The sequence below is a fragment of the uncultured Desulfovibrio sp. genome, from assembly GCF_944324525.1.
GTDB lineage: Bacteria > Desulfobacterota > Desulfovibrionia > Desulfovibrionales > Desulfovibrionaceae > Desulfovibrio.
The window spans coordinates 1-26632 of the sequence record NZ_CALUWS010000036.1 but is presented as its reverse complement, the minus strand read 5'-3'; the positions used below and the strand labels follow the sequence as shown (position 1 = coordinate 26632).

At 60.7% G+C, this 26632-nt stretch carries 19 protein-coding genes and 1 riboswitch; of the genes, 7 read left to right on the top strand and 12 right to left on the bottom strand.

The genetic code is table 11. The annotated features are described in order from the left end of the window. Positions 1 to 258 precede the first annotated feature (258 nt). Positions 259 to 1551, bottom strand: a complete 1293-nt coding sequence (thiC, locus tag Q0K12_RS09370) for a phosphomethylpyrimidine synthase ThiC (protein ID WP_297262297.1) — start codon at positions 1549 to 1551, stop codon at positions 259 to 261. 60 nt (positions 1552 to 1611) lie between these two features. Next, a riboswitch (TPP riboswitch) is annotated at positions 1612 to 1726 on the bottom strand. An 84-nt stretch (positions 1727 to 1810) separates the two neighbouring features. Between thiC and Q0K12_RS09365 the strand changes: the two genes are divergently transcribed. Together Q0K12_RS09365 and Q0K12_RS09360 are read left to right on the top strand one after the other, a co-directional pair. Beyond that, a complete protein-coding gene (locus tag Q0K12_RS09365; protein WP_297262294.1) occupies positions 1811 to 3175 on the top strand; it encodes a potassium transporter TrkG in 1365 nt (454 codons plus the stop codon). A gap of 308 nt (positions 3176 to 3483) precedes the next feature. Beyond that, positions 3484 to 4146 carry a TrkA family potassium uptake protein gene (locus tag Q0K12_RS09360; RefSeq protein ID WP_297262292.1) on the top strand — a complete coding sequence of 221 codons (663 nt, stop codon included), beginning with the start codon at positions 3484 to 3486 and terminating at the stop codon, positions 4144 to 4146. Between the two features lie 105 nt (positions 4147 to 4251). On the opposite strand, the gene Q0K12_RS09355 is transcribed toward Q0K12_RS09360, so the two are convergent. From Q0K12_RS09355 to Q0K12_RS09340, 4 genes are all read right to left on the bottom strand, one after another. Then, a complete protein-coding gene (locus Q0K12_RS09355) occupies positions 4252 to 4998 on the bottom strand; it encodes a DNA methyltransferase (RefSeq protein WP_297262290.1) in 747 nt (248 codons plus the stop codon). Next, complete coding sequence (locus Q0K12_RS09350; protein WP_297262288.1) at positions 4998 to 5873, bottom strand: type II restriction endonuclease; 876 nt, start codon at positions 5871 to 5873, stop codon at positions 4998 to 5000. The genes Q0K12_RS09355 and Q0K12_RS09350 overlap by 1 nt, the downstream gene beginning before the upstream one ends. Positions 5874 to 5911: 38 nt before the next feature. After that, positions 5912 to 6805 (bottom strand): DNA adenine methylase, encoded by an 894-nt coding sequence (locus Q0K12_RS09345; protein WP_297262286.1) that lies wholly within the window; start codon positions 6803 to 6805, stop codon positions 5912 to 5914. Between the two features lie 93 nt (positions 6806 to 6898). Next, on the bottom strand, positions 6899 to 7831 hold the full coding sequence (locus Q0K12_RS09340) for a YgjP-like metallopeptidase domain-containing protein (RefSeq protein ID WP_297262284.1): 933 nt from the start codon (positions 7829 to 7831) through the stop codon (positions 6899 to 6901). A 165-nt stretch (positions 7832 to 7996) separates the two neighbouring features. Between Q0K12_RS09340 and Q0K12_RS09335 the strand changes: the two genes are divergently transcribed. Further along, positions 7997 to 8554 carry a hypothetical protein gene (locus tag Q0K12_RS09335; RefSeq protein ID WP_297262282.1) on the top strand — a complete coding sequence of 186 codons (558 nt, stop codon included), beginning with the start codon at positions 7997 to 7999 and terminating at the stop codon, positions 8552 to 8554. A 170-nt stretch (positions 8555 to 8724) separates the two neighbouring features. Here the strand turns inward: Q0K12_RS09335 and Q0K12_RS09330 are convergent, their stop codons facing one another. Together Q0K12_RS09330 and thyX are read right to left on the bottom strand one after the other, a co-directional pair. Then, positions 8725 to 9720, bottom strand: a complete 996-nt coding sequence (locus Q0K12_RS09330; protein WP_297262279.1) for an RluA family pseudouridine synthase — start codon at positions 9718 to 9720, stop codon at positions 8725 to 8727. 574 nt (positions 9721 to 10294) lie between these two features. Continuing rightward, positions 10295 to 11098 (bottom strand): FAD-dependent thymidylate synthase, encoded by an 804-nt coding sequence (thyX, locus tag Q0K12_RS09325; RefSeq protein ID WP_297262277.1) that lies wholly within the window; start codon positions 11096 to 11098, stop codon positions 10295 to 10297. 218 nt (positions 11099 to 11316) lie between these two features. Here thyX and trpB point away from each other — a divergent pair, with 218 nt between their 5' ends. The 3 genes from trpB to uvrC all read left to right on the top strand — a co-directional run bounded on the left by trpB (position 11317) and on the right by uvrC (position 18060). Beyond that, positions 11317 to 12537: a tryptophan synthase subunit beta gene (trpB, locus tag Q0K12_RS09320; protein WP_297262275.1), complete on the top strand. Its 1221-nt coding sequence runs from the start codon at positions 11317 to 11319 to the stop codon at positions 12535 to 12537. 272 nt (positions 12538 to 12809) lie between these two features. Further along, entirely contained in the window at positions 12810 to 14321 is a 1512-nt protein-coding gene (locus tag Q0K12_RS09315; protein ID WP_297262273.1) for an outer membrane homotrimeric porin, read from the top strand. A 1855-nt stretch (positions 14322 to 16176) separates the two neighbouring features. After that, positions 16177 to 18060 carry an excinuclease ABC subunit UvrC gene (uvrC, locus tag Q0K12_RS09310; protein ID WP_297262271.1) on the top strand — a complete coding sequence of 628 codons (1884 nt, stop codon included), beginning with the start codon at positions 16177 to 16179 and terminating at the stop codon, positions 18058 to 18060. Positions 18061 to 18192: 132 nt separating this feature from the next. Here the strand turns inward: uvrC and Q0K12_RS09305 are convergent, their stop codons facing one another. From Q0K12_RS09305 to Q0K12_RS09285, 5 genes are all read right to left on the bottom strand, one after another. Then, positions 18193 to 20307 carry a HAMP domain-containing methyl-accepting chemotaxis protein gene (locus tag Q0K12_RS09305; protein WP_297262269.1) on the bottom strand — a complete coding sequence of 705 codons (2115 nt, stop codon included), beginning with the start codon at positions 20305 to 20307 and terminating at the stop codon, positions 18193 to 18195. A 171-nt stretch (positions 20308 to 20478) separates the two neighbouring features. Then, entirely contained in the window at positions 20479 to 22095 is a 1617-nt protein-coding gene (locus Q0K12_RS09300; RefSeq protein ID WP_297262267.1) for an amidohydrolase, read from the bottom strand. 79 nt (positions 22096 to 22174) lie between these two features. Then, on the bottom strand, positions 22175 to 23302 hold the full coding sequence (locus Q0K12_RS09295; RefSeq protein ID WP_297262265.1) for a sodium/glutamate symporter: 1128 nt from the start codon (positions 23300 to 23302) through the stop codon (positions 22175 to 22177). Between the two features lie 26 nt (positions 23303 to 23328). Beyond that, positions 23329 to 23553 carry a hypothetical protein gene (locus Q0K12_RS09290; RefSeq protein WP_297262263.1) on the bottom strand — a complete coding sequence of 75 codons (225 nt, stop codon included), beginning with the start codon at positions 23551 to 23553 and terminating at the stop codon, positions 23329 to 23331. Positions 23554 to 23576: 23 nt separating this feature from the next. Further along, positions 23577 to 24155 carry a phosphoribosyltransferase family protein gene (locus tag Q0K12_RS09285; RefSeq protein WP_297262261.1) on the bottom strand — a complete coding sequence of 193 codons (579 nt, stop codon included), beginning with the start codon at positions 24153 to 24155 and terminating at the stop codon, positions 23577 to 23579. Positions 24156 to 24555: 400 nt separating this feature from the next. Between Q0K12_RS09285 and Q0K12_RS09280 the strand changes: the two genes are divergently transcribed. Then, complete coding sequence (locus Q0K12_RS09280; RefSeq protein WP_297262259.1) at positions 24556 to 26154, top strand: methyl-accepting chemotaxis protein; 1599 nt, start codon at positions 24556 to 24558, stop codon at positions 26152 to 26154. The last annotated feature ends 478 nt before the right edge of the window (positions 26155 to 26632 follow it).

Below are 26632 nucleotides of genomic sequence, written 5' to 3'. Positions count from 1 at the left end.
CGCCTTTCGGTCGCGCTCTGCTGTCGATGTCCGTAAGGCTCCTGCGTCGCCTAACGGACACGGCCCTCCGGGCCGCCCGTTGGGTCGCGCGCTACTGTCGATGCCCGTAAGGCTCCTGCGTCGCCCAATGGGAAATTGGGGCCACGGCAACGCCCCGCGCCATGCAGACAAAAAGGGCGCTCCCGAGGGAGCGCCCTTTCACTGTCCACCATATGCCGTCCTTCCGGCGGATGCCCGCCGGTCAGGGGAGGCACGCGCTTAGGCGTTGGTCTTGCGGTCGCGCAGCATCTTCACCGCGCAGAACTTGCCGCACATGGCGCAGACTTCTTCATTCTTGTGTTCTTCGCGGCGCTTGTCGAGCTGTTCGGGATCAAGGGCGGCGGCGCGCATCTTGTCCCAGTCCAGCGTCTTGCGACCTTCGTTCATAAGGGCTTCGCGGGCCACGGCGCGCTTGGTGCCCAGAGCCACTTCACCCACCTGCGCGGCCACGCGGGAGGCCATAACGCCGGCGCGCACGTCGGCTTCATCGGGCAGGGTGAGGTGTTCGGCAGGCGTGAGGTAGCAGAGGAAGTCCACCCCGGCCTCCACGCCGATGGCCCCGCCGATGGCCCCGGCGATGTGGTCATAGCCCGGCGCGCTGTCGCAGCACAGGGGTCCGAGCACATAGAGCGGGGCGTTGTTGGTCAGACGCTTGATGCCCTGGATCTGGGTGCGCACCTGATGCATGGGCACATGGCCGGGCCCTTCGATCATGCACTGCACGCCGCGCTCCAGCGCGTACTTGGCCAGACGGCCGAGGTTGATGACCTCTTCCCACTGGGCGGCGTCGCCCGCGTCCACGCCCGCGCCGGGGCGCAGACCGTCGCCCAGGGACAGGGTGACGTTGTACTGGCGGCAGACGTCGATGAGGCGGTCAAAGTATTCCAGCAGCGGGTTTTCCCGCTGGTTTTCCAGCATCCAGCGGGACAGCATGGAGCCGCCGCGCGACACCACGCCCATGACGCGGTCGGCTTCCACGCCGTACTGCGCGCCCTTGAGGGACAGACCGCAGTGCACGGTCATGAAGTCCACGCCCTGCTTGGCCTGCTTCTCGATCTCATTGAACAGATCGTCGGCCTTCATGGTGGCGATGTCACGGTCGGCGTCGAGGATCTGCTGCCCCACGGCGTACATGGGCACGGTGCCCAGCGGAGCGGGGCTGGCGGCCAGCATGCCCTGGCGGATGGCGTCCAGATCGCCGGCGATGGAAAGGTCCATCACCGTGTCGGCGCCCGCATCCAGCGCGGCCTTGAGCTTGCGTTCCTCGGTATTGAGGCAGTTGCAGAGCGGAGAGGTGCCGATATTGGCGTTGACCTTGATGCGGGACGGCTGCCCCACGATGATGGGTTTCACGCCCTTGTGGGCGGGATTGCCCAGCAGCACCATGGTGCCGGCGTTGATGGCGTCGGTGATGGCCTGGGGGTCGAGTCCTTCCTCGGCGGCGATCCGGGACAGGTGCGCATCAAGGAGATCGCGCAGCGTGCTGTTGAGCGAAAGAAGCGAAGATGCCATGATTGAGCCTCGCGGGTTGCGACGCAGGGCAGGGATAAAAAAAATCGCACGGCAGGAAAGCGGTGCGACAACGAGCTTCCCTCCGGCAGTGCGAACTGCGTCAGGTTCACAGGGTCTGGGTCTGGCCCACTCTCAGCCGCGTCATCTGCCATGCGCGGCTCCCCTAGCTTGATTTGTTCTTTCTAGCCAAAAAAAATCCGCCTGTAAAGCGCTTTCTTGTCCGCTTGCCTTGCCGGACGGTATGGGCTAGGCAAGGGCCATGCGACGCCGACTCTTCTCCCCGGTGACCTGGCCGGTCATCTCCTTCCTTGTGGCCATCGCGCTGGGCGCGCTGGCGCTTGCCCTGCCCTTCAGCCATGCCGACGGCGAGCATCTCGGCTGGCTGGACGCGCTCTTCCTGGCCACCTCCGCGGTCTGCGTCACCGGCTTGAGCACGGTGGACATCAGCACGGTGCTCTCTCCGGCGGGACAGGCCGTGCTCCTGCTGCTCATCCAGACAGGCGGCCTTGGCGTCATGACCTATACGAGCCTCGCCTTTCTGCTCTGGCGGCGGCAGGTGCCCTTCACCAGCCGTGAGGCCGTGAGCCAGGCCCTGTTGGGCGGCTCGTTCGACCTGCGGGCCTTCCTCCGGCAGATCACCGGCATCGTGCTGGGCATCGAGCTGCTGGCCGCGCTGGCGCTGCATCTGCACGATCCGGCATTCTTCACCCCCTTCCGGGCCCTTTTCCATGCGGTATCGGCCTTCTGCAACGCGGGCTTCGCCCTGCGTCCCGACAATCTGATCTCCTGGCAATATGATGTGACGGTCAACGTCATCATCAGCCTGTGCGTCATCTTCGGCGGGCTGGGCTTCGGCGTGCTGCGCGAACTGCTGGGCCTGCTCACGCGCGGACGGCTGGGCGCGCCGGTCAGCCGTCTTTCCCGCTTCAGCCGCCTCATCCTGCGCACATCGCTCTTTCTTGTGGTCGCCGGCGGTCTGCTCATCTACGTCATCGAGTGGCGGCGGCCCGGCAACGAGCATCAGGTGGGCGAAGGCTTCGACCTGCTGCTGACCGCCTTCTTCCATTCGGTCTCCGCCCGGACGGCGGGCTTCAACACGGTGGACATGGCGCACCTGAGCCTCGCCAGTCTGCTGCTCATCATGCTGCTCATGTTCATCGGCGGCGGGCCCGGCTCCTGCGCGGGCGGCATCAAGCTGGGCACGTTCCGGGTGCTGGTGGGCTACTTTCTGGCGCAGTTTCGCGGCAACGATCAAATCGTGCTGGGCGGACGCGGCGTGCCGCACGAAAACGTCAAGCAGGCGCTGACGCTCTTCTTCCTCTACTGCCTGACCATCGTGGGCTCGCTCTTTCTGCTGACCCTCACCGAGACCGGCATCCTGCACCGCAGCGATGCGCACAGCGGCCTGCCCTTCGTCCACCTGCTTTTCGAGGTCGTGTCCGCGCTGGGCACGGTGGGGCTGAGCGTCAACGTCACGCCGCAGCTGACCGCGGAAGGCAAGCTCATCATCATCTTCAACATGTTCGCCGGGCGCGTGGGGCTGCTCAGCCTGCTGCTGGCCATCCGCAGCCTGCGCCGGCGCAGGAGCTACGCCTATGCGGAAGCGCAGATGCCCATAGGCTGATGACTGGGGACAGGCACGGCGGCGAAACGCCGTTCGCGGCCCGAACTTTCGCCGCCTGCCCCCGCGGCCTGTCCCGTGGCGCAGCCGCCCGGCCCGGGCCGTACATGAGCGGACCCGCATGGAAATCGTGTCCAACCTCAATGCTGACGCTGCCCTCACACGACGGAAAAAGCGTGGTTTTTCCGTGTGTTCGCTTGCGGGTAGTCGCTCTCGCGACGACCGGAGCAATCCACATGTTCAATGGGGAATCGCTCATGCGGCTGTGCGACAGGGGCGCATATCCTGACCTTCAACTGACCGGAGAAAGCATGGTCGCCAGAAAATCATTGGAAATCGGCGTGATCGGCCTGGGAAAATTCGGCCTGCGCATGGCCAGGACGCTTGTGGAGCTGGGCCATACCGTCATAGGCATCGACCAGTCCGACGTCCGCGTCCAACTTGCCGAGGAACACCTTGAAGCGGTCTACAAGGCCGACGCCACCAATTTGTCGGTACTGCGCTCCCTGCATGTCCAGGACCTGGACTGGGTGGTGATCTGCGTGGGGGACGGGGTCGAACATTCGCTGAGCATCACGCTCAACGTACAGGAGTTGAACGGCCCGCGCATCTGGGTCAAGGCCTCCAACGAAGAGCACCGCAAGATCCTGGAGCGCCTGCACGTGGACCGCGCCGTGGTGCCGGAGATGGAGGCCGCCGTCATGGCCGCGCACCAGCTCACCCATCCGGGCATGCTGGACCTCATCCCCAAGTACGGCGGCATCGCCATCCAGGAGCTGGAAGTGGACAACTGGGACGGCAAGACGCTGGTGGAACTCAACCTCATGCAGGAACACGCCGTCATGGTCATGGGCATACGCCCGGTGGGGGAAGACGCCTTCATCTTCGTCCCGCCTGCCCGCACCACCCTGCACCGCGGCGACCGGCTGGTGCTTGCCGGACGCTCGGCCTTCATGGGCAAGCTGCATCCCTGAGTCTGCATCGGTGACGATTTTGATCGATTGCTTCCCCCTAGGGAGATGCACAATTTTCGCGACAAGCCAGGATATCACAGAATAAGATGCCTGGTAATACTGTAGCTATTTCCTGAAGATAAAAAGATACTCATGAGCAATAAGCAGAAAATTATACTTTATGCTGTTTTTCTTCCAATAGCCCGTAGCCCTGCAGTTATGTTGCTCCTTGATGACAAGTTCCTTAAGGTGAAACCCTGCATTTTCAAAAATCTGCATTACCGCAAATGAGAGAGGCACCATGCAGCCGTTTTTCCTGGAATCTCCCATCAATATCGCGCAAAATTTGCTTTTTTTCAGTACACGATAACTTTCTGAAGCGACAGACTCCATTTCTTTCAAAAAGTCTTCCTTCTTGCATCGTGACAAATCTTCAACAATATTTTCACTATACTGAATAATATCAGCATAGGGAGGGTGCGTACACACAAGATCAATGCTTTCATCATCGATGAAATCAAGATGACGAGCATCTCCCTTGTGCAGACGAATGATTCCGTCCGCACCTTCATGCTGAAAGTCAATTTTTTCTCTACACCTCTCCAAAGCTAAATTATTTACATCAATACCGATACAATTTCTATTCAGCAACTTTGCCTCAACAAGAGTAGTTCCACCTCCGGCAAACTGATCAAGGATCCAGTCTCCTTCATGGGAATACCGAAGTAAAATATTTCTAGGAATGTATGGAGACCAGTTTCCACGCCATTTTGCATCATGCGTTGCCCAGTCTCCTCGTTGAGGAAATGACCAGTGCGTCGTCATTTCCAGTTCAAAATTTTCCGGCTCCCATTTGGTAATTCTTTTCGGCATTATACAAAAACCTCTGATACTATGCCGTTTTCCAGATCCCTAATATTATAGATATGCGGCATGACGTCAAACGTTTCCTCAAGGTTGTTTCGGGCGCTTGTCCAGCCTTTTCCATCTGTAAACCAGACAAAGGTAAAACCCTCTATGCCTTCCGCCTCCAAGGCGAGCGTTTTATAGCTGCGGGCAGTCTCATTGAGCTTACTGCCACCGCTGCCGTAAAAGTTCGTCTCAATACCGTAGATCATTCGATCCGTCTTGACGACAAAATCAAAGCGCTTTTCCATTTTTCCCTGATTGGAGAGAGCGGAAAGGTCAATGTCCCAGTTGTCTGTTATCTGACGGATGTACATTTCCTTGAAATAAGACTGACCTTTTATAAAACCAGCCTGCCGTATGAATCGCTCCACAAGATCTTCCATCAAATGCCCGCCACGATTTTTCCGTCCATTGGAGTCCAGTCCGGTTTCCACTCCTGTGGCATAGTCCATCACATTGTTGATGATGTGATATTGCAACAACTCAAAAAGCCCTGTGCGCTCCATGAAATAGGTATAACGTTCCACAAGATCGTTAGTTGGCGCACCATCGGGACATACAAACCGATAGAGATACCCTCCTGTAGCATCCTGACAAAATATCTCTTCATTTCTGACAGCCAAGAGAAGAGGGATGCATTTCAGTACTTCTGGGTATTTTCGGACAAGCTCTTGAAAATCCTTTTTTATATTTTTCGATCCAATAAGTGAGTTCAACATGCTCAATTCGATCTTTATGCCCTCTACATTTTGATAAACCTTATTGAAATCAATATAATAATCATAACTTGCTATACTTTCACGAAAACCGTTCAACCACTCTGAAAAAACTCTGGACATGCTCGTTCCTTTCATGAGTTTCAATCTGAAAACGCACTTTATGAATTTGAGATCAACAGTTCCCTGATTTTTCCGCGAGCCTTGCTGTCGGAATTGATCATACGGGAGGCCTCAACACGGCGTATTGTATAGGAAGCGTACAGGGAATCAAAAAAACGATCCTGACTGTCATGGTTTGTTGGGTCGGAATTACTGACAAGGATCTTGGCCCCCTTGGCGTGTATCTTTCCCACGAATTCGGCAAGTTCCTGCTGTGCCTCGTCACCAAAGGCATTCTCACTGTAGGCGGTAAAACTTGCCGTCGCGGAAATGGGACGATACGGAGGATCGATGTAAACAAATGTCCGTGTATCAATAAACGATTCCGAATCGCGATAGTCACCACAGTGAATATTTACTGACGCAAGCTTTTCAGAGATAGAGTGAAGATTCTCCTTGTCACAGATGAGAGGAGCCTTGTAGGCACCAATTGGCACATTGAAGAACCCCTTTTTATTGACCCTGAACAAGCCGTTGAAGCATGTCCTGTTCAAAAATATCAACAAAGCCGCTTTTTCAACGGAAGCTTTGTCATTGCTGCATTTCTTGATCCTATTAAAACTTTCCCGCTGCGTCATATAATATGTCTTCCGATCTTCCGGAGGCAACGGTAAAAAAACCTGCTGCATAGCCTGCAAACGCTCAATAACCTGCTCCACGCAATCCCGAATGACACGATAGGCATTGATGAGATCCGCATTAACATCACTGATGTAGACCTCATCAAGTTCATATTGGCTCAAAATATCAAAGAGAACTGCTCCCCCACCGATGAATGGTTCGGCATAGCGGGTAATCCTGCCAGTCTGAAACGGATAATACCTCCGAATCTCCGGCAGCAGCTGCCCTTTTCCTCCGGCCCACTTCACAAATGGTCTGACTATTTTTTTCATCGCGAATAACCAGCGAATAACGCTATTTAAGGAACATGCAGTTTCCAGCGGCAAGGAGAGCCGTCAGGAAATCGCTAAAGCTCGCTTCCCCCCTCACCCCGCGGGGCGGGCCCAGCGCGGCAGCTCTCGCCAAAAGCGGCTCAGGCGGCGCTCCCGCTCCGGCCAGTCCGGCGCGTAGCGGGCAAGTTCTTCCCGGTAGGCGGCGGAATGGTCCATCCGCCGGATATGGCAGAGCTCATGCAGGCAGAGAAAGGCGGCGTCCTCCCGCGGCAGCAGCAAGGCCCGCCAGTTGAGGCGTATGCGCCCCGCGCCCTGCCTGTCCCGGCTGCAGCTCCCCCAGCGGCTCCGCTGATCCCGCACGGAGATCTCGCTCACCGCGAAACCGTGGCGCTGGGCCAGCTCTTCCAGCAAGGGCGGCAAATGCTGCCCGGCCTGCCGCCGGCACCAGCGGCGCAAGGCCTCAGCCGCCAGCATGTCATCCCCATCGCCAAAGAGGGTCAGGCTCGTCTCCGCCGGCACCAGCAAGAGACGCCGGGCCCCGTCTTCCACGCGCAACGGCGCATGGCCGCCACGGGCGACGGCCGCACAGCCCTGCTGCCAATCCCCCCCTCGCCGTACGGCGAATTCCCGCCCCAGCACCGGCAGGAGCAGCTTCTCCGGCACAAGACTCCCCGCCGCCTCTTCCGCCGCGCAACGGAGCCTGTGCCGCCGCCACGCCCGCTCCACAAAAGGAAGCAGGCTTTGCAGCCAGTCCAGCCGGGCGGCAAGCGACAGCGCGGACGGCACGACCAGCCGCCATTCCCCCGCTGCCGTCAGACAAAGCCGCAGGCGTCGGGCCCGCGAAGAACGCCGCACCACAGCCTCCAGGACCGTTCCGTCAGCCAGGCGGAAGGTCAGCCCTTCCATGCCCCCCGGACGGCGCTCCAGACAGACGGACGCTCCGGCGGCCGTCAGGCCGGAAATCGCGCCTGACGTTGCGGCGGAAGGATCGCGCAGGCACGCGGCGGAAGCAGCTGACTCGCTCATGCCCGGCATGCTGCCACAGGCCCGCCCCCCTGTAAAGTGGACAGAAATTCCGAGCAGAAAAATTACACGTTGAAATAATTAAATTTTTTCTATAACGGCATCAGACTTGCATAAAACAATGCAGAAAATATCAACGCATGGAAAAATTTTCCTTCAGGAGAAGTTATGAACATTACAGCGTTGCAGAATAATGGTGTTTTGTCTCTTGAAAACACCAACACGAACAACAACCTTCTGTCCAACTACACCAAGAACGACAACGCTGATACCTCTACCAGCAATGACAGCGTGTCCATTTCCGAACAGGCGCGTCTCCTGTTTGCGCAGTCCTATGGTCAGTACAATGGCCTTACTGCCTCCATGCAGACCTCGGACGGCAACGATTCTCTGCTCCAGAGCCTGGCTCAGAGCTATACGGCTTCCGGCAAGGCGGACGAGACCACCGGCAGCCAGCTTGCCGCCGAGAGCGCCGTTGCGACCGAACAGGCCCAGAGCGCTGCCCCCGCTCCCGCTGAAGGCGGACAGGGTGGTGGCGGCCAGGGCGGCGGCAGCGAAGAAGACGACAGCGCCGAACAGGAAAACATCCGTCAGCAGATCTCCGCGCTGCAGTCCCGCGTCAGCATGCTGAGCGCGACCATCGCTTCCGGCAATACGACCGCCTACAGCCAGCTTGCCAGCCTGGAAGCCCAGATTTCCTCCCTCACAGCCAGCCTGCGCGCATAACTCCCTCCCCCTTCGTGCAGACTGTCAGAGGCATAAAGCGGAAGAGAATGCCCGTTCTCTTCCGCTTTTCTTCATGCATATCCAGCCGCCTGCGGCTGCTTATCCCATCCGCCTGACCGTAGGAAAGATCCTTCCCGCCGCTGACTGAGCGGGCAATGCCGGCCTATCCGTCAGGAACGCTCCCGCCCGCTGTCCTCGCTTGCGGCGCACGCGGGCATATCCTCCGACAGAGGCGGCATGTCGCTTACGGCAAAAGGTTCGTGCCACTCCGGCAGGCAGGCAAAAGCTTCCCCGTCCGGCAGGATCACCCGCAGCGCATGCAGCATGAGGCGCGGCGCCGACCCGGAGGGGCCGTATTTTCCGTCCCCCAATACAGGATGCCCCATATGGGCAAGCTGGGCGCGGATCTGATGCGTACGCCCCGTGTGCAGGCGCACGAGCAGCAGGCTGCGCTCCGCCCCGCTGCGCAGCGTCCGCACCGTCAATGAGGCCTCCGCGCCATCGCCGGGAACGTCGCTCACGCGCATCCGCTCCCCCGTCCCGATGCCGGCCTTGCTGAGCCAGTGCGTCAAATGCTGCGTGCCGTGCGGCCAACAGCCGGCCACCCAGGCAAGATATTCCTTCCGCAGCTCATGCCGCCGCAAGGCGGACGTCATGGCGCTCAGCGCGGCAAAACTGCCCGCCACCAGCAGGATGCCGGAAGTGTCCTTGTCCAGACGGTGTATGGGAGTGGGGATATACGGCTGCCCGGCATAAAAGGCGGCCAGGCGGCCGGCCAGACTGTCCTCGTGCCCGGTACCGGGCTGGGTCGGCAACCCTGAAGGCTTGTTGAAAGCCCAGATATCGCCGCTCCTGCCCACCAACGGCGGCAGAGCGGCCCTTGCGGGAGCGCTCCCTCCCGCCTTCTTGCGGCCCGCCATGCCCTGCGCAAAAGGCGGCAGGCGGATCATGTCGCCCACGGCAACGATGGCAAAAGGCTTGGCCCGGCCGCCGTTGAGCCTGACCTGACCAGTACGTATCCAGCGGTGCAGCAGGCCCTGCGGCAGATCCAACCGCCGCTGCAGCAACTGCAGCAGCTTCTGGCCGCTTTCCACAGCCTGCACGGTAAAGATGTGGGAGGCTTCCGCCGCCTGAGCCGGCGGCGGGACGTGAGGATCTTCTGGCATGCGCGGCAACCTCGGTGCCGTGGTGAAACAAACGACGGGCTTCCGCAGCGCCGCCGAACCGATTTCCACCATAGCCGCTGCCGACAGGGAGGTCAACGTGCCGCCAACAAAAGGCGATCCCTTTGTCGGGGAGGGTCAGGACGGGGGAGAGGGGGGACTTTTTGCAAAAAGTCCCCCCTCTCCCCCGCACCCCCTCTCCCCTTCAAAAACTCTTATCAGGGAGAATCACAAGGAGCTGCCGCCACGGCAGGGCTGCCCCTGACCGATGGGTCCCCCGGCGGAAGCTGCGACGAAAGGCAGTTTTTCTTACGATGGGGTGGGCTGATGCGGGACAAACGCGTCTGTCCCGCGCAGACGGGCGAACGCACTTGCAGGGAAAGCTTCCCGCTTTTTCTCTGCCTTTTCAACCATGCCGCCGGGGGACCGGCAGTCTGGGGAAGACTGCCGGAAGCCTTTTCCCTGCCATCCTCCCTGACAAAGTTTTTTGCGGGATGGATGGGGGGCGCGGGGGGAAGGAAGGGGGCTTTTTTGCAAAAAAGCCCCCTTCCTTCCCCCCGCAAAAACCGCGCCGGCGCTAATCGTCTTCGTCCTGGACGGCGGCGAGGGCATCCGGCGTCTGGGCGCTGTGGGCGCGCAGGACTTTCAGGGCGTCGTCCCGCGTGAGGATATGGCCCCGGCAGCGGGGATGCTGCAGGCGGTTTTCCGGGCAGTAGCCGAGCTGGACGCAGCTTGGCCCGGCGCCGCGGAAAAGGTCGGGCGCGGCTTCCCGGCACAGACGGAGCATTTGCCGGGCCAGATGGCGGATCTCGTGCTGAGCGTTACGGCAGCAGCGTATGGCGAACCAGTCCAGCAGGGCATGGGCGTTCATGCCGATGATGGCCTTGAATTCCGTGGCCTGGGGCTTGAGGTAGCGCAAATCCTCCTCGGGCAGTCCGGCATCCAGCCCGGCCTCGTACCACTGGCGGGAAAGGTCGGCGAGATCGTGCCCGCTGAGGGAGGCCGTATGGCCGTCGGGCAGGGTGACCTGCGCCGAAAAGTCACGGACGGACTGCGGATAGACGACCGAGTAGCGCCGCTTGCCGTTGAGTTCGGCCCGTCCCGACTTGATCAGGTAGGAGGCCATGCGCTTGCGCACGAGCTGCACCTCGGTCACTCGGGAGTATCCCTCCACGCCGAAAAGAAAAAAGTCGAATTCCAGCGCGGCGCGATGCCCGCTGGAGAGGATGTTCTCCACGATCTGCCGCGAATAGGGCGAGGCCACGATATCGTCGAGGCTGCGCTCGCTGCGGACGAAGCGCGCCGCGATGTCGGTGAATATCCTGCCGCCGCCGGCCAGCAGCAGCACCTCGCCGTTGCCTGTGTATTTTTCTTCCAGCATGACGCCTCCGAAGCCTGAAGAGGAAAGCCGCGCACCGGATGCGCGCAGCGAGGGGCCACCATAGACGACTTTACTTTCGCCCACAACCGCCCCGCATCCCCTCTCGCCGTCCCGCTCCGGCAGGCGGCAGGCATGGGCCGCCTTGACGCCTGCGGCCAAAAGGGGCAATTTTATCGTTTGGGCCGCCCTGCGGGCCAGATTTTTTTCAAGGAGACATCATGAGCAAATCCACCCCCTGCGCCGCCCCTGTTGACGGTTTTTTCGGCGCGTACGGCGGCAGCTTTGTGCCTGAGGCCCTGCAACCGCGTCTGGACGAAGTCAGCCGGGCTTTTGAGGACGCCCTCAAGGATCCTGCCTTTTTCGAGGAGCTGGAATACCTGCTGGCCCATTTTGCCGGACGGCCCAGCCCGGTCTTCCATTGCGCCAACCTCAGCCGCAGGCTGGGCGGGGCGCAGATCTGGCTCAAGCGTGAGGATCTGAACCATCTGGGCGCGCACAAGGTCAACAACACGCTCGGCCAGTGCCTGCTGGCCAAACGTATGGGCAAGACCCGCGTCATCGCCGAGACCGGCGCGGGACAGCACGGCGTGGGCACGGCGGCGGCCGCGGCCCTCATGGGGCTTGAGTGCACCATCTGCATGGGTGAGGTGGACATCGAGCGCCAGCACCTCAACGTCACCCGCATGGAGATGCTGGGGGCCACGGTGCGCGCCGCCACCAGCGGTCAGCGTACGCTCAAGGAAGCCGTGGACGAGGCGCTCGACATCTGGGTCAACGATCCGGAGATGTTCTATGTGCTGGGTTCGGCCGTGGGACCGCATCCCTACCCCTACATGGTGCGGCAGTTCCAGTCCGTCATTGGCCGTGAAGCCCGTGCCCAGATGCTGGAGGCCGCCGGACGCCTGCCTGATCTCTGCCTGGCCTGCGTGGGCGGCGGCTCCAATGCCGTGGGCATCTTCTCCGGCTTCGTGGCGGACGAGGGCGTACGCCTTGTGGGCGTGGAGCCCGGCGGCACCGGCAACGGCTACGGCGAGCATGCGGCTTCTCTCTGCCTGGGCGAGCCCGGCGTGCTGCACGGCTTCCGTTCCTACATGCTCAAGGACGCCGCCGGCGAGGCCGCCTCGGTCTATTCCATCTCCGCCGGACTGGACTATCCCTCCGTCGGGCCGGAACTGGCCATGTGGAAGGACAGCGGGCGCGCCGAATACGTCAGCGTGACCGACAGCGAAGCCCTGCAGGCGTTCTTTGAGTTGTCCCGGCATGAAGGCATCATCCCCGCGCTGGAGTCTTCGCATGCGCTGGCGCATGCCATCCGCATCGCGCCCGAACTGCCGAAGGAGGCCATCGTGCTGGTCAATCTTTCGGGCCGCGGCGACAAGGACGTGGCGCAGGTGGCCGAGCTGGTGGCCTCCGGCAAATTCGTGCCCGCTGCGGACTAAACATCGCCTACCCGACAGGCCGTATGGCCTGAAAGACAAAGCATCCCACGCAAAAAATCAGGGGACAGGCAGGCTCAAGCCCGCCTGTCTCCTTTCGTTTCCGGCGGTAAGAAGGCCCAGGCGGCCGTTGCGGGCCTTCTGCGTGCAGCGGAGAGCTTACTGAGAGTCGTTGGCAGTAAAAATTTTTTTACTCTTCCCCTTGCAAGGCTCGCGGGAAATCCCTATGGTTTTGCAGGTCATTTTATGATCATGCTTTTCAGAGGAGGAAAATCATGAAAAAAATTCTGACGCTTGCTGTGGCGGCCGCCATGCTGATCGGGGGATTGAGCACGGCCCACGCCATCGACTTCAAGGCCAAGGGCCAGTGGATCGTCAGCGCGGACTATGGCCAGAACGGCAAGTTCACCGGCGGCAACGGCCAGACCGGCTATAACGGCAGCGAAGACGAATTCGAAGCCGAGCAGCGCTTCCGTATCCAGCTGGATGCCGTGGCCTCGGAAAGCCTTTCCGGCACGCTGTACTTTGAACTTGGCGACCAGCGCTGGGGCAAGAACGATCACGGCGGGGCCCTGGGCGCTGACGGGACCAGCGTCATCGAGATCAAGCAGGCCTACCTTGACTGGATCGTGCCGCAGACGGATCTGAAGCTCCGCATGGGCATCCAGGGCATGGCCCTGCCCAGCTTCACCACCGGCAGCCAGGTTTTCAACGATGACGTGGCCGGCGTCACCGCCTCCTACAAATTCAATGACAACGTGGCCCTGACCGCCCTGTGGGCGCGTCCCATGAACGACAATTACGGCGGCTGGAGCCGTGACGGCAATCCGAACTATAACCAGAACTACATGGACAATGTGGATCTGTTCGCCCTCGCGCTGCCCCTGACCTTCGACGGCGTGAAGGTGACCCCCTGGGCCATGTACGGCGCCATCGGCCCCAATGCCTTCCGCAACGGCCGCGACAACTACTATACCGTCAACAGCTCCAATGCGGGCACGTCCAATGCCTACTACCGGGCGGGCATGTACCCCATCGGCGGCGGCTCGCATCATGAAAAGCTCACGAGCTACGGCAATGCCGTGTGGGCCGGCGTCACCGGCGACATCGTGGCCTTCGATCCCTTCCGCATCGCCTTCGACTTCAACTACGGTTCCGTGTCCTATGACGACAACTCGGCCAACCGCGCCGGCTGGCTGGCCTCCCTGCTGCTGGAGTACAAGATGGACTGGGTGACCCCCGGTCTCTACGGCTGGTACGGCTCCGGGGATGACGACAACACGGGCAACGGTTCCGAACGCATGCCCTTCGTCAGCGTGAACAACACCAACAACGCTTTCTCCCGCTATGCCTTCAACGGCAATACCTATCTGGCGCGTGAAAGCGTCGTCGGCTACGGCATGACCGGCACCTGGGGCGTGGGCCTCCGCGCCAAGGACATGAGCTTCGTGGAAGACCTCAAGCAGTGCCTCTACGTCAACCTCATGGGCGGCACCAACAGCCCGCATATGGCCAAGGAACTGGTGAGCCTCGGCTACGCCGCCAATACGTCGAACCTTGTCGGCAAGGACAGCATGTACCTGACCACCGACGACTATGCGCTGGAGATCGGCCTGGTCAACTCCTACAAGATCTACGACAATCTGGAGATGACCTTTGAGGCCTCCTACATCGCCATGTGGCTCGACAAATCCCGCAATGTCTGGGGCCCCAGCCGCATGAACGGCAAGGACGACACCGTGCGCGACGCGTGGAACTTCAACCTCTGCTACGTCTACAGCTTCTAGCCTGCCTGCCGCCGGCTTGGTTCGCGGCCGCAACGCTTCTTACGGGAAGGCCCGCTTCGGCGGGCCTTCCGCATATCGCAAGCGCGGCGCGGGCGGCCGGTATCGCCGCCCTCCTGGGCACGTTTAGTTTGAAACGTGTTGCGTTTCAAACTAAACGGCCTGACGTTTCGCGGAAAAAAGCGCGGTTTTCCGCTCGCTTTTTTGGCCGGGCGGCCGGTTCGCCGCCGCCTCGCGCTTTCCCTTTTTCAACGGAAAACGCTCTATTCCATTTAGAGCAACTCCACATTGAAAATGTGGATTGCTCTGGTAGTCCGCAAGAGCGACTATCCTAAACCAAACACACAGGAAAACCACGCTTTTTCCGTAGTGTGAGGGCAGCGTCAGCATTGAAACTGGACACAATTTCAATGCGAATCCGCTCTTCTAGCATGGAATCATTCATAAAGGCTTCTCAGCAAAATGGTTGTGTGAAGAAGCGGGCATTCCAACAAAATGACAAGATATAATAAGACTTATATAAACACAAATATCTCCAAAAAAACTCTTTACATTGACACTCTCTCAGATAAGGACTTTTTATCACCTCCTAAAATTACCATATTTCCTGCAAGCAATCCATTATAGAATAATGCCATGTGTAACAATGATATAAAAACATATTTGCAGTTATTATCAATACAATAAAAACAATACATATCATTCTACATAAAAACTCCTTCATACTAGATAGTTTTTGCACAGCAATTACAGCACAAACAATAGATAAAATAGCACATATAAACATCCAACCAAATAGAGCATTCACTGTATCTTCACCTTCTGCAGGAATGGGAAAAAGCGAACGTGTGAATATTATAAAAAATATAAACGCACATATCAAAAAAGCACCAAATTTGAGTACCATCCTCATCAATTTTCGTACAATCCTCTTCATTTGATTTCCCAAAACAATATTTGTTTAGAATTTCCCAGATTGGAATATACCAATTCTTCATGGATCCATGATACATCTAATGTATCTATTCCAAGCCAAAAACGTAAAATACCCGCGATCCCACCTGATGTCAGTTCGTCTTTAACCCATAAGCCAATATGGTCGCCAGTGGGAAATTTTTCACCTTTGCGTTATCAATAGTCTTCAGAGTAATTCCATATTGAAAACGTGGATTGCCCCAGGGGCTCTTAACACTAATTTTATAAACAATTTCACTGGATAAGAAAAAAAGCAAGCTGTACATATCCCGTGTGCCTTTTGGGGCGGGTTTGCCTCCTGTTCCCACTCTTCCCACGGCAAACGCGCCCTGGGGAAGGGATGAAGAGCTTGGGGGGAGGGGAAACCTCCCGTGCCGGCGGAGGGGTTCCCCTCCCCTCAAGCAAGCAGTAAATAGTATTAACAGGCCCTAATGGCTCCACCGTGACTGCCGCTATCTCCAACGCGTGCAACAGGCTTTCCAGACATGGCTACACCCCTTTTTTAATATAGTATATTTGATTCAAAGCATTATTTCAAGAATATATCATATTGAAATTGTTTGTTTTTTAAAAAACAAGTGGGAGCACTTCCCCATTTCGTGCTTGCTCTCACTTTGTCCGAAATGGCACAGTAACGCCCGGTACTATTTCATTCCTTTTAGGCAATTACCGTGTATTTTTATAAAGATATTTTTATTCAAAACATATCAATAGACTATATCAAAAAATATATTGGCATACAGAAAGAAACATTGACTGAATGCGTTTTGATTTCGGAAATGCGGGTTCCGCACAAAGCACAACCGATTTTTAGAGCATTTTGCCTTTGAAAAAGATAAAACGCCCTTGCGGGAAACGGCTCTTCCCCCCTATACTCCCCGGCATGCAACGTCCCGACCCCGCTTCCCTGCCGCTCAGTCCCGGCGTCTACCACTACAAGGACGCCCGAGGGCGCATCATCTATGTGGGCAAGGCCCGCGTGCTGCGCCGCCGCATCCTTTCCTATTTCCGGCCGGAGGGCCTGCCGGCCAAGACCCGCGCCATGCTGGCCCATGCCGTCTCTCTGGACGTGTTGACCACCACCACGGAAAAGGAAGCCCTGCTGCTGGAGTCCAGCCTCATCAAGAAGCATCGGCCGCATTACAATATCGTCCTGCGCGACGACAAGCAGTATGTCCTGTTCCGCATCGATGCCAAACATCCCTTCCCCCGGCTGGAGATCGTCCGCAAGACTCGCCGCGACGGCGCGCGCTACTTCGGGCCCTTCACGTCCGCGCTGGCGGCGCGCGAGACCTGGAAGCTCCTGCATCGGGCCTTCGCCCTGCGCCGCTGCTCGGACAGGGCCATGAAAAACCGCGTACGCCCCTGCCTGTATCATCATATGGGGCAGTGCCCGGCCCCCTGCATGCAGCTCGTGGATTCGCGACAGTATTACGAAGCCGTCCACAAGGTCATCGAGCTTTTGGAAGGCAAGTCCGCCCCCCTGCTGGCCCGCCTGCGGCAGGAGATGGAGACCGCCAGCGAGGCGCTGGAATTCGAGGCCGCCGCTCGCCTCCGCGATCAGATCCGGGCCGTGGAGCGCACGGTGGAACGTCAGGCCACCGTCCTGCCCGGCGGGGGCGACATGGACGTCATCGGCCTTTTTGCCGCGGACAAGGGGCTGGCGCTGGGCATCGTCTTCGTCCGCAACGGAGCCATGACCGACGGGCGGACCTTCTACTGGAGCGGCCTGTGCTTCGAGGACGCGCCGGAACTGCTCTGGTCCTTTGTGGGACAGTACTACAATACCATGACCCCGCCGCCGCGCATCCTGCTGCCCTGGCTGCCGCCGGACAGCGAAACGGGGGAAGCGCCGGACGGCATGACGCCGCAGGAGGCGGCCCCGTCCGACGACGGCGCGCACAGCCAGCGCGACATCCTGGAACAGATGCTGTCCGAACGACGGGGCGGCCCCGTGCGGCTGGTGGCTCCGCAACATGCCAAGGACAATCAGCTCGTGGACGTGGCCCAGTCCAATGCCCGCGAGGAGGCCCGGCGGCGCGAGCGCCATGCGGAGCAGGACATCCTGCAGCAGCTTGCCGCGGCCCTGCATCTGCCGGAACGCCCGCAGCGCATCGAATGCGTGGACGTTTCCCATACCGGGGGGAGACAGACGCGTGTGGGGATGGTCGTTTTTGAGGACGCGCGGCCCAATCCGCCCGCTTACCGCAGCTACGCCATGCCCGACGGCGGCGATGATTATGCCACCCTCTACCACTGGATCGCCCGGCGGCTGGAAAGCGGCCCGCCCTGGCCGGATCTGCTGCTCATCGACGGCGGGCGCGGCCAGCTCCATGCCGTACAACGCGCGCTGGAAGAAGCGGGGCAGGACGGCCTCTTTGCGCTGGCCGCCATTGCCAAGGCCCGCGACGAAGAGGGCCACGCCGACCGCCGCGCCGGCAATGTGGCGGACCGCATCTTCCTGCCGGGCCGCAGCAATCCCCTGCCCCTGCGCGAAGGCGGGCCGGAGCTGCTCTTCCTCCAGCACATACGCGACACGACCCACAATTTTGCCATTGGCCGTCACCGCAAGGCTCGCGGCAAGGCGGCCCTTTCCGGCGAGCTCATGCGCCTGCCGGGCATCGGCCCGGCCACGGCCCGCCTGCTCTGGGAGCATTTTGCCTCACTGGAGGCCATGCGCGCCGCCACTGAGGAAGATTTGCGGCGTCTGCCGGGCATCGGCCCGGGCAAGGCCGCCCTGCTGCGGGAAAAGCTGCGCGGACTCTGAGCCGGCCGTCCGCCGTTTGCGACGCCGGCGGGAAGTTCTCCCGCCGCCCGGCGTTCGCGTTTCTTCCCAAAAGAAAGGGCAGCCGTCGCAAAACGGCTGCCCTTTCGCAAAGGCTTTCCCGAAACTGAAGCGCTATCCCTGCTTCATGCTCTCGATAAGCTCGCTCAGCTCGTGCGATTGCCCGGCCAAGGTGTTGACGGCCGTAGCGGCTTCGTTCATGGCGGCGGCGGTCTGCGCCACCACATCGTTGACCTCGACGATGGACTTGTTGATCTCGTCGCTGGCCGCGGACTGTTCTTCCGCCGCCGCGGCGATGGCGCGCACTTCGTCAGCCGTGGTTTCCACATCGCCGACGATCTGCTTCAGGGCTTCGCCGGACTGATTGGCGAAGTCCGTCGCCTGCTCGATCTGCTCCACCGCATGATCCATGGACTCGACGCTCTTGGCCGTGCTGTCCTGGATGGCGCGGATGGCGCTGCCCACTTCCGTGGTGGAGGCCATGGTCTTTTCCGCCAGCTTGCGCACTTCATCGGCCACGACGGCAAAACCGCGGCCGGCTTCGCCCGCGCGCGCGGCCTCGATGGCCGCATTGAGCGCCAGCAGGTTGGTCTGGTCGGCGATATCGGAAATGACGCTCATGATGTTGCTGATGGACTGGGCATGATCATTGAGCTGGGTCATATCCTTCTTGAGCTCGCTGGACATCTCATGCACCGTCTTGATGCTGCCCAGCGAACGCTGCACGATCTCCGCCCCGGCCTCGGCCTGGGAACGCGTATTGGAGGACATGGTGGAGGCCTGCGCCGCGTTCCTGGCCACTTCCTGCACCGTGGAGTTCATTTCGTTCATGGCCGTGGCCGCTTCGGAAAGACGGGCATTGGCCACCTGCGCGCTCTTGTCGGACTGTTCGATCTGGGCGGAGAGCTGGGTGGAAGCGGTGGAGATGGCCTCCACCACGCTTTCCAGCCGGCGCGCCGCAGCCAGCATGCCTTCCCGCTTGGCGCCTTCGGCGGCCTTCTGGGCTTCCTGCGCGGCCTTCATGGCTTCCGTGGCTTCGCGTCCCTTGGCCTCGGCCTCGGCGCTCTTCACTTCCGCCGCCTTGATGTTCTCCTTCAGGCTGGACACCATCACGCGCAGGGATTCGGCCAGCTTGCCGGTCTCGTCCGTGCTGTGCACGTCCAGATTCCGTTCCAGGTCGCCGCCGGCCACCGCCTGGGCAAACTCCTGCGTACGCCGCAGGGGATTGACGATCATGCGCGTGATCAGCAGGGCAAGCAGAATGCCCACCACCAGCATCACCACGACCACGCCGACGATGAGCTTTTCCGATCGCTCAAGGCCCGCATCGCTTTCTTGGAGGAAGGTCTCGAGGATCTCCTTGATATTTTCCCCCCAAGTGTCAATATTTTCAAGCGCGGCAAAATAATGCGTCAGCCTTTCCTTGGTAAAGTTGGCGCTCTTTTCCTGCAAACCGGCAAGGGCATCCGCATCGGCGGCAAACGCGGTCAGGTCGGCCAGAACTTCATCATGCAGGGTCCGGCATTCCTCCCGCAGAAGACCCTGCCGGATTTCCTTCATGTGTTCAAGCAGCTCGACGCATTCGCCATGCACGGAACGTATGCGGGCAAGATCATTGGCGCTCATGCCGATCAGCAGATCCTGCAAGGCTGTGGAGGCGTGCTCCAGCACGGCTGTCACGAGGGCCATGTTCCGGGCGTACTGGATGCTTTCCTCTTGACCACCCTGATTCACAAACTCCGTCAGCGTTCCGCTCATGGTCGCGCTCAACTTCTCCAGCATCTCACGCGCCGATGTGCTGGAGGCAACGAGTTTGTCGCGTGTCTGGTGAATATTCCGCAGCAGCTCAACGGCATCATTCACCGACTGTTTGAACGCACCGTAATTTTGCTGGAAATTTTCCAGAAAGATGCCCGTATTCTTGCCCTGAGTGTGCTTGTGAAATTCGGTCAACTCGGCAAGGACTCCGTCGACCTCCTGTATGAGCTTCGAATATTCCCCCAACTGCGCCTCATCCCCCGAATCCAGGTAGATGCGGATACGATAGCCCGCCAACAGATAGGCCGCCTGGATCCTCGACATCATTTCGTAGCGGGGAAAGCGATCACGGGAAATCTTGTTGGAGGCGGTGAGGCCGTCGCTGATGGACATTACCGCCATAGTGCCCACGCCCAGCGCCAGCAGCAGGACCAGCGCGAATCCCCCCGCTATCTTTTTTCCAATGCTCATGTTCACGGGAAATCCTTCTCGTTTAAGGGTTTTGACTGTTAGTTCCTTTTATCGGTAAAGAATCAAAAAAAATTACCGCCGAAAGCCAAAAAATCGTGTCAAATTTCTTTGCGACGAAAGCCCCCCGTCCCATCCCGGACAGGGGGCCCCTGGACACAGGCCAAACGGCCGTCACGCCTGCCCGTGCTGATAGATGGTCTCTCCGCCGAGCACGGTCTCCAGCACCTGGATATCCTTCAGCGCTTCGGGAGGACAGGTCAGCGGGTTGGCGTCCAGGACGATGAAGTCCGCCAGCTTGCCGGGCTCCAGCGAGCCCTTCTCGTCTTCCTCGAAATGCTGCCAGGCCGCGTTGATGGTATGGGCGCGCAGGGCTTCCAGCACCGGGATGCGCTCCTCGACGCCCAGCAGACTGCCCCCGGACGTGAGCCGGTTGACGCAGACCCAGATGGACAGAAAGGGCAGAACGGGCGTGATGGGCGTATCGCAGTGGGAGGTGCAGACATGTCCACGGTCCATGGCCGAGCGGATGGGGTCCATGCGCGCGGCTCGCTCCGGCCCGAGGAAGATGTCGCGATGTCTGTCGCCCCAGTAGTAGACATGGGGCACGAAGAATGTGGGCGTAAAGCCCGCCCCCGCCAGCCGGTCCAGCTGGTCGTCACGGATGGTCTGGGCATGGACGAGCGTATGCCGGCAGTCCGTACGGGGATATTTGGCCTGCGCCGCTTCCAGCGCATCCAGCGCATCGTCCACCGCGCCGTCCCCGTTGGTATGGATGAGGAACTGCCCCTTGCGGTGCGCGGCCTCGATGATGGCGAAAAGCTCCTCGCACGGATAGGCCGGATAGCCGCGATAGTCCGCATCGCCCCGGAACGGCGTATGATAGGGCCGGGACAGATAGGCGGTGAAGCCCTGGATGGAGCCGTCGCTCATGATCTTGACGCCGCCGCGCTTCACCTTGCCGCGGCTTTGCAGGCGGGGATCGTCCCCATCGAGATAGTAATAGGGATTATAGTGCACGCGCACGGCCAGCAGACCACGGTCGTCCGTCTCCTGCAGGACCTCCGCGCCGTCGTAGTCCAGCACGCCGGCGTCAAGCGCCGTGGTGATGCCGCGCGCCGCGTAGACCTCGCGCGAGACGCGGGCGACGTTCTGCACCTTGTGATCGCGGGAGAACACGGGCAGACGCGGGGACACGAGATCGAAGAGCGCGCGCTCCTCCACCACGCCGTGCAGGGAACCGTCGGCATGGTGGCGGATGATGCCGCCCTCGGGGTCGGGCGTATGCTCATCGATGCCCAGAGCGGCGAAACCCGCGCTGTTCAGCACGCCAGGATGGATGGAGATGTGCTGGACAAAGACGGGATGGCCGCAGCTTATGGCGTCCAGCTCCTCACGGGTGGGGAAGCGTTTTTCCGCCATGAGGGTGTCGTCAAAGCCGTAAGCAAGCACCCACTCGCCCTCGGGCGTGCGTTCGGCCCGTTCCCGCAGGCGGGCAAGGCAATCGTCCAGACTGCGGCAGACGCCGATGGGCGGCGAATTGAGGTTCTCCCAGTCCAGCATGTCCGCAGTCAGAAGGATGTGCCCGTGCGCGTCACAAAAGCCGGGCATGATGGTCTGCCCTGCCATGTCGCGCTGGCGGGTCTGCGGCCCGACGAATCGCTGCAGCTCCTCGCGCGAACCCACGCCCAAGATGCGATCCCCGGCAAGGGCCATGGCCGAGGCTTCGCTGTTGCGGGCATCCATCGTAAGAATGACGGCATTATGTATGATCTGGTCGGCAAAGGTCATAAGCATCTCCTCCGGGCGGCGGCCCGCCCGGCACGGCCCAAACCGCCGGGCCGGACGGGCTTCGCCGCGCCTGCTCCCGTCAGAAGGCGGGCTTGCGTATCATCTTCAGGAAATAGACTATCACGGGCAGGATGACGGCCAGCCCCAGGAATATCCAGAGCAGCGGGAAGTTCGCGTTGGGCGCGTGGGGCATGGCCAGCGTGATGGTCGTATCGAAAATAAAGAGCAGACAGACGTTCATCACGCCGATCTCCACAGCCACAGGCGTACGGAAATCCGGGTCCACGATGCGCAGCAGCAGGATGCCGGAGGCCGCCGTCCCCGTGCAATAGCCGAAAAGGGCGAGGCAGCGCTCAAAGCCGTATTCGGGGCAGCGCCGTCCGAACCAGACGCAGAGCCCGAGCGTCACGATGGTCGCCACCACGATGGCCAGAGAGAAGGGAAGGAAAATATCCTCAAGGCTCTTCAGACTGATGCCCATGAAGACGGAGCAGATCATGAAATCCACCAGCATATTGGTCAGCCGGTGACAGGTGGCGTCATCCAGCAGCCGGATGGAGCCCGTCCAGACCATGATTTTGCGTATGCCCATGGCGATGAGCATCCCCCAGAAGAACACCATGCCGAAGCCAAGGCCTTTCAGGTTCCCGGGTATGTAAAGCGTCCAGAGCACGCCCACCAGATAAGCCAGGGCGTACGTCCCGGCCATGAGGCCCAGATGGAAGCCGAAGGAGTCGATATTGGCCGGATGCGTGGTGCTGTAGGCGCAGGCGGGCCTGTCCGCGTCGTCACGCAGGCCGCACAAAAGCGCCTGGGAAAGCCCTCTCCCCTCCTTGCAGCTCACCCAGCCGCGCTTGATGCCGTAGAGGGCCAGCGGCACCCCCACCAGCCCCGCCACCAGGAAGCCCACGGCCGCGAAGGCCAGCCCCGTATTGATGGCGTTGGCGGTATGGTAGGTTTCTTCCCATATGCTGGCATAGGCCAGCGTCTGCCCCGGCCCCTGCGTGAAGCCCGCCCCGAGCAGGTACCCGTTGACGGTCTCGAAACTGCCGCCGAAGAGCGTGGCCCAGCCGGAGAAGATGCCCTTGCCGAGCAGGGCCTGCACGCTGAACATCATGGTGAAGAGCAGGGCTATCCAGAGCGCGCCGCGCAGCACGACCTTGCTGCTGTCCGAGGCGCGCGCCGTTTCCAGAAAGCCGATGCCCACGAAACTGAAAGCGAAAAGATGGAAGGTCAGCAGGCCGAAGGGAGCCTGATCAAGGACTTTCCAGCCCTGCGTGCTGGGGCCCCCAGCCAGCCGGCATTGACCAGCACGAAGCCGATGAGGCCGCCGATGAGCGAGGCCGGGAAAAGGATGCGCTGGAAAAAACGCACCTTGGCTCGCAGAAAAACACCCAGCATGAGCATGATGCCGATCCACAGGAAGGCCATGATATTGGGGAAAAAGGTCGCTTCCATCTGCTTTCTCCTGGCAGCGGGGTTTAGGTGAGGGACTCGATGGGAGTCAGCGTCCCGTCAGGATTGGGACGGAAGACATAATGTTCCTTGAGATAGATGATGTCCTTGCGGTGCACGGATTCCAGCTCCGCCAGGATGGCCGCGCGGGCGACCACATGCGCGCCCGCCGCCGTCGCCAGCGTTTCCAGAGCTTCCAGGGACTCGCCCGTGGCGATGACGTCGTCGATGAGGGCCACACGCTTGCCGCGGATCTTCTCGGCATCGCAGCCGTCCAGCCAGAGCTGCTGTTCCTTGCGGGTCGTGACGGAGCGCACCGAATGCGACACCGGATTCTGCATGTACGGCTTGCGGCTCTTGCGGGCCACGATGAACTCGTTCATGCCGAGCAGGCGGCTCAGTTCATAGGTCAGGCAGATCCCCTTGGCCTCGGCGGTCATGAGCAGGTCCACCTCCGGCAGACGCTTGAGCAGCTCGGGCGCCACGGTACGGATAAGCTCCGTATCCGAAAGCACCACAAAGCTGGCCAGCACCAGACCGTCCCCCACGTTCACAAAGGGCAGCTTGCGCTTCAACCCCATGACCTCGAAATCGAAATACTGCATCCCTCACTCCATCGCCATTATTTTTCTGGAGAAGACCTCTCCGGTTCGCGGACAAACCGCCCTCAGCCTATGCCTTTCTCGTATCAAGGGCAAGCTGTCGGGGGCACGCGCAGCAAGACCGGCTTTTCGAGTGCGTTTCACTTTTGAAAAAGGTGAAACGCGAGGCGGCGGCACGCCTTCCCGCCATGAGGCGCGTTTTTTCCACAGGATAGCGGGCCGCCGCCCTTGTCAACACAAAGCGACAGGTATATGCTGTTATGGAAAGGAAACATGTCTCTTGCAACATATATGTCCGTCCCGCTTTTCCGACGGACATAGTCCCCTTGCATCCTGGAGTTATCATGTCCTTGTCCGTAGAGAGAGAGAGAGAGAGAGAGAGAGAGAGAGAGAGAGGCGTCCCATGCCGCTCTCTAGCGAGATGCCCGATGCCGTCCTCCGCCGTCTGCGCCGCCGCCTCATCATCGTCCTTCTCCTGCCGCCGCTTGCCCTGCTGGGCGGCAGCCTGTTCTCCCTCCCGCCGCCGCTGCCGGTAGTCATTCCCCTGCTCTGCTGTACGCTTTGCCTGCTGTACTGCTGGTGGAGCCTGCGTCCGCTGCTGGCCTTTGCCCGCCTGCTCTCCTGTGCGGCGGACGGGGCCAGTCTGCCCCCGCCCTCAGGCGACGCCTCCCCGCTGGAGGCCACCCTGCGCACCATCCTGCACGATGCCCACAGCAAGGCCGCGTGGTATGAAGGCATCCTTAACGCCGTCCCCTTTTCCATCTCCGTCACGGATATGGACATGCACTGGACCTTCTGCAACAAGGCGGCGCTGCAGAGCATGAATCTGACTTCGCTGTCCGACGTGCTGGGACGTCATTGTTCCAACAAGGGCAGCAACCTCTGCAATACGCCGCGCTGCGGCATCGAGCGCCTGCGCAAGGGAGAGCACGAGGTCATCAATCATCTCCCCGGCGGCAAGACGCTCAAGAACTACCTGTCCTACCTGCTTGATGAGGACGGCAAACCCATGGCCCATGTGGAGCTGGGCATGGACATCACCGAGACCACCCGCCTCCAGCTCCAGGCGCGGGAGGCCTCCCGTTCCGCCCGGCTGGAGACCGCCGACCGGCTGGAGACCGCCCTTGGCGCAGCGAGCGAAGCCACGAACAGCATGGAAGCCGCGCTCCATGACGTGACCGAGGTGGCCGCTCATGTTTCCGGCCGCACGGCGGAAGCGGCCACGGCCATGGAAGAAATGAACGCCACGGTGCTGGAAGTGGCCCAGAATGCCGAGGATGCCGCCCAGGCGTCGGCCAGCGTACGGCAGGAGGCCCTGTCGGGACAGGAAGAGATGCGCGTCACCATGCAGCGCATGCAGCAGCTCGCCCAGGAGGCCAATGCCCTGCGGCAGGACATGGAGCGCCTTGCCGGACAGTCCCACAACATCGGGCAGGTGCTGGGGCTCATCCGTGATATTGCCGATCAGACAAACCTGCTGGCGCTCAATGCCGCCATCGAGGCCGCCCGCGCGGGCGAGGCCGGACGCGGCTTTGCGGTGGTGGCCGACGAAGTGCGCAAACTGGCCGAAAAGACCATGCAGGCCACGCAGGACGTGGAGTCGGCGGTCTTTGCCATCCAGAAGGGCACGGAGGCCAGCTCGGCCACGGCCCAGCGCACGGGCGAGGCCATCAGCCAGATGGCCGAAACGGCCGACAGCTTCAACGAACGTCTGGACGGCATCGCCCGCATGGCCACGGACGCCAGCAACAAGGTGCAGGCCATCGCCGCGGCCGCCACGGAGCAGTCCGCCGCTTCGGAAGAGATCAACCACAGCATCGCCGAGGTCAACGAACTCAGCGCCCGGGCAGCCGGCGGCGCCCGCAGCGCCGACGGGCAGATCAGCTCCATGCGGCAGCAGGTGCTGGCCGTCCAGGGCATCCTGGACGCCATCCGCACGGAAGTGCGGCAGGAACAGGCGCGAGACAGCGCCGCGGAGGAACTGCATCCTGTCCAGGCCTGACCTGCGGACGGTTTGTCGCGCCCGGCGACGGGACAGGAGCAACCTTGTCCTCCGGAGCGCATCTTTCCGTCAGGGCGTAAGCCCTATGGACCGTTTGTTTTTGGGATGTAGGGAAAGCCCTCGCTCGGCCGCCGGCACCGGAGGATTTTCCTTTCCCCCCAAGCCCGCCCCTTCCCCACAGGCGCTTACCAGGGGAGGGGTGGGGCTCCCGGCAAACGCTCTCCGCACAATGCGGAGAGCCTGAACGACCGGAGCATTCTTTTCCCGCAGGCGAGGCGGCGCACGGCGCGCCCGTCTGACGGAACAATGTCGGCGTCAGCCGACACTCAGGGGGGCCCGTCCCGCGGCTTCGGTCGCGGGGCGGGCTATTTTTCCGCCCCACACTATTCACTGCTTGTTTTGGGGGGGAAGAGGAACCCCTCCGCCGACGCGGGAGGGGTTCCCCTTCCCCCCAAGCCCCCCATCCCTTCCCCAGCGC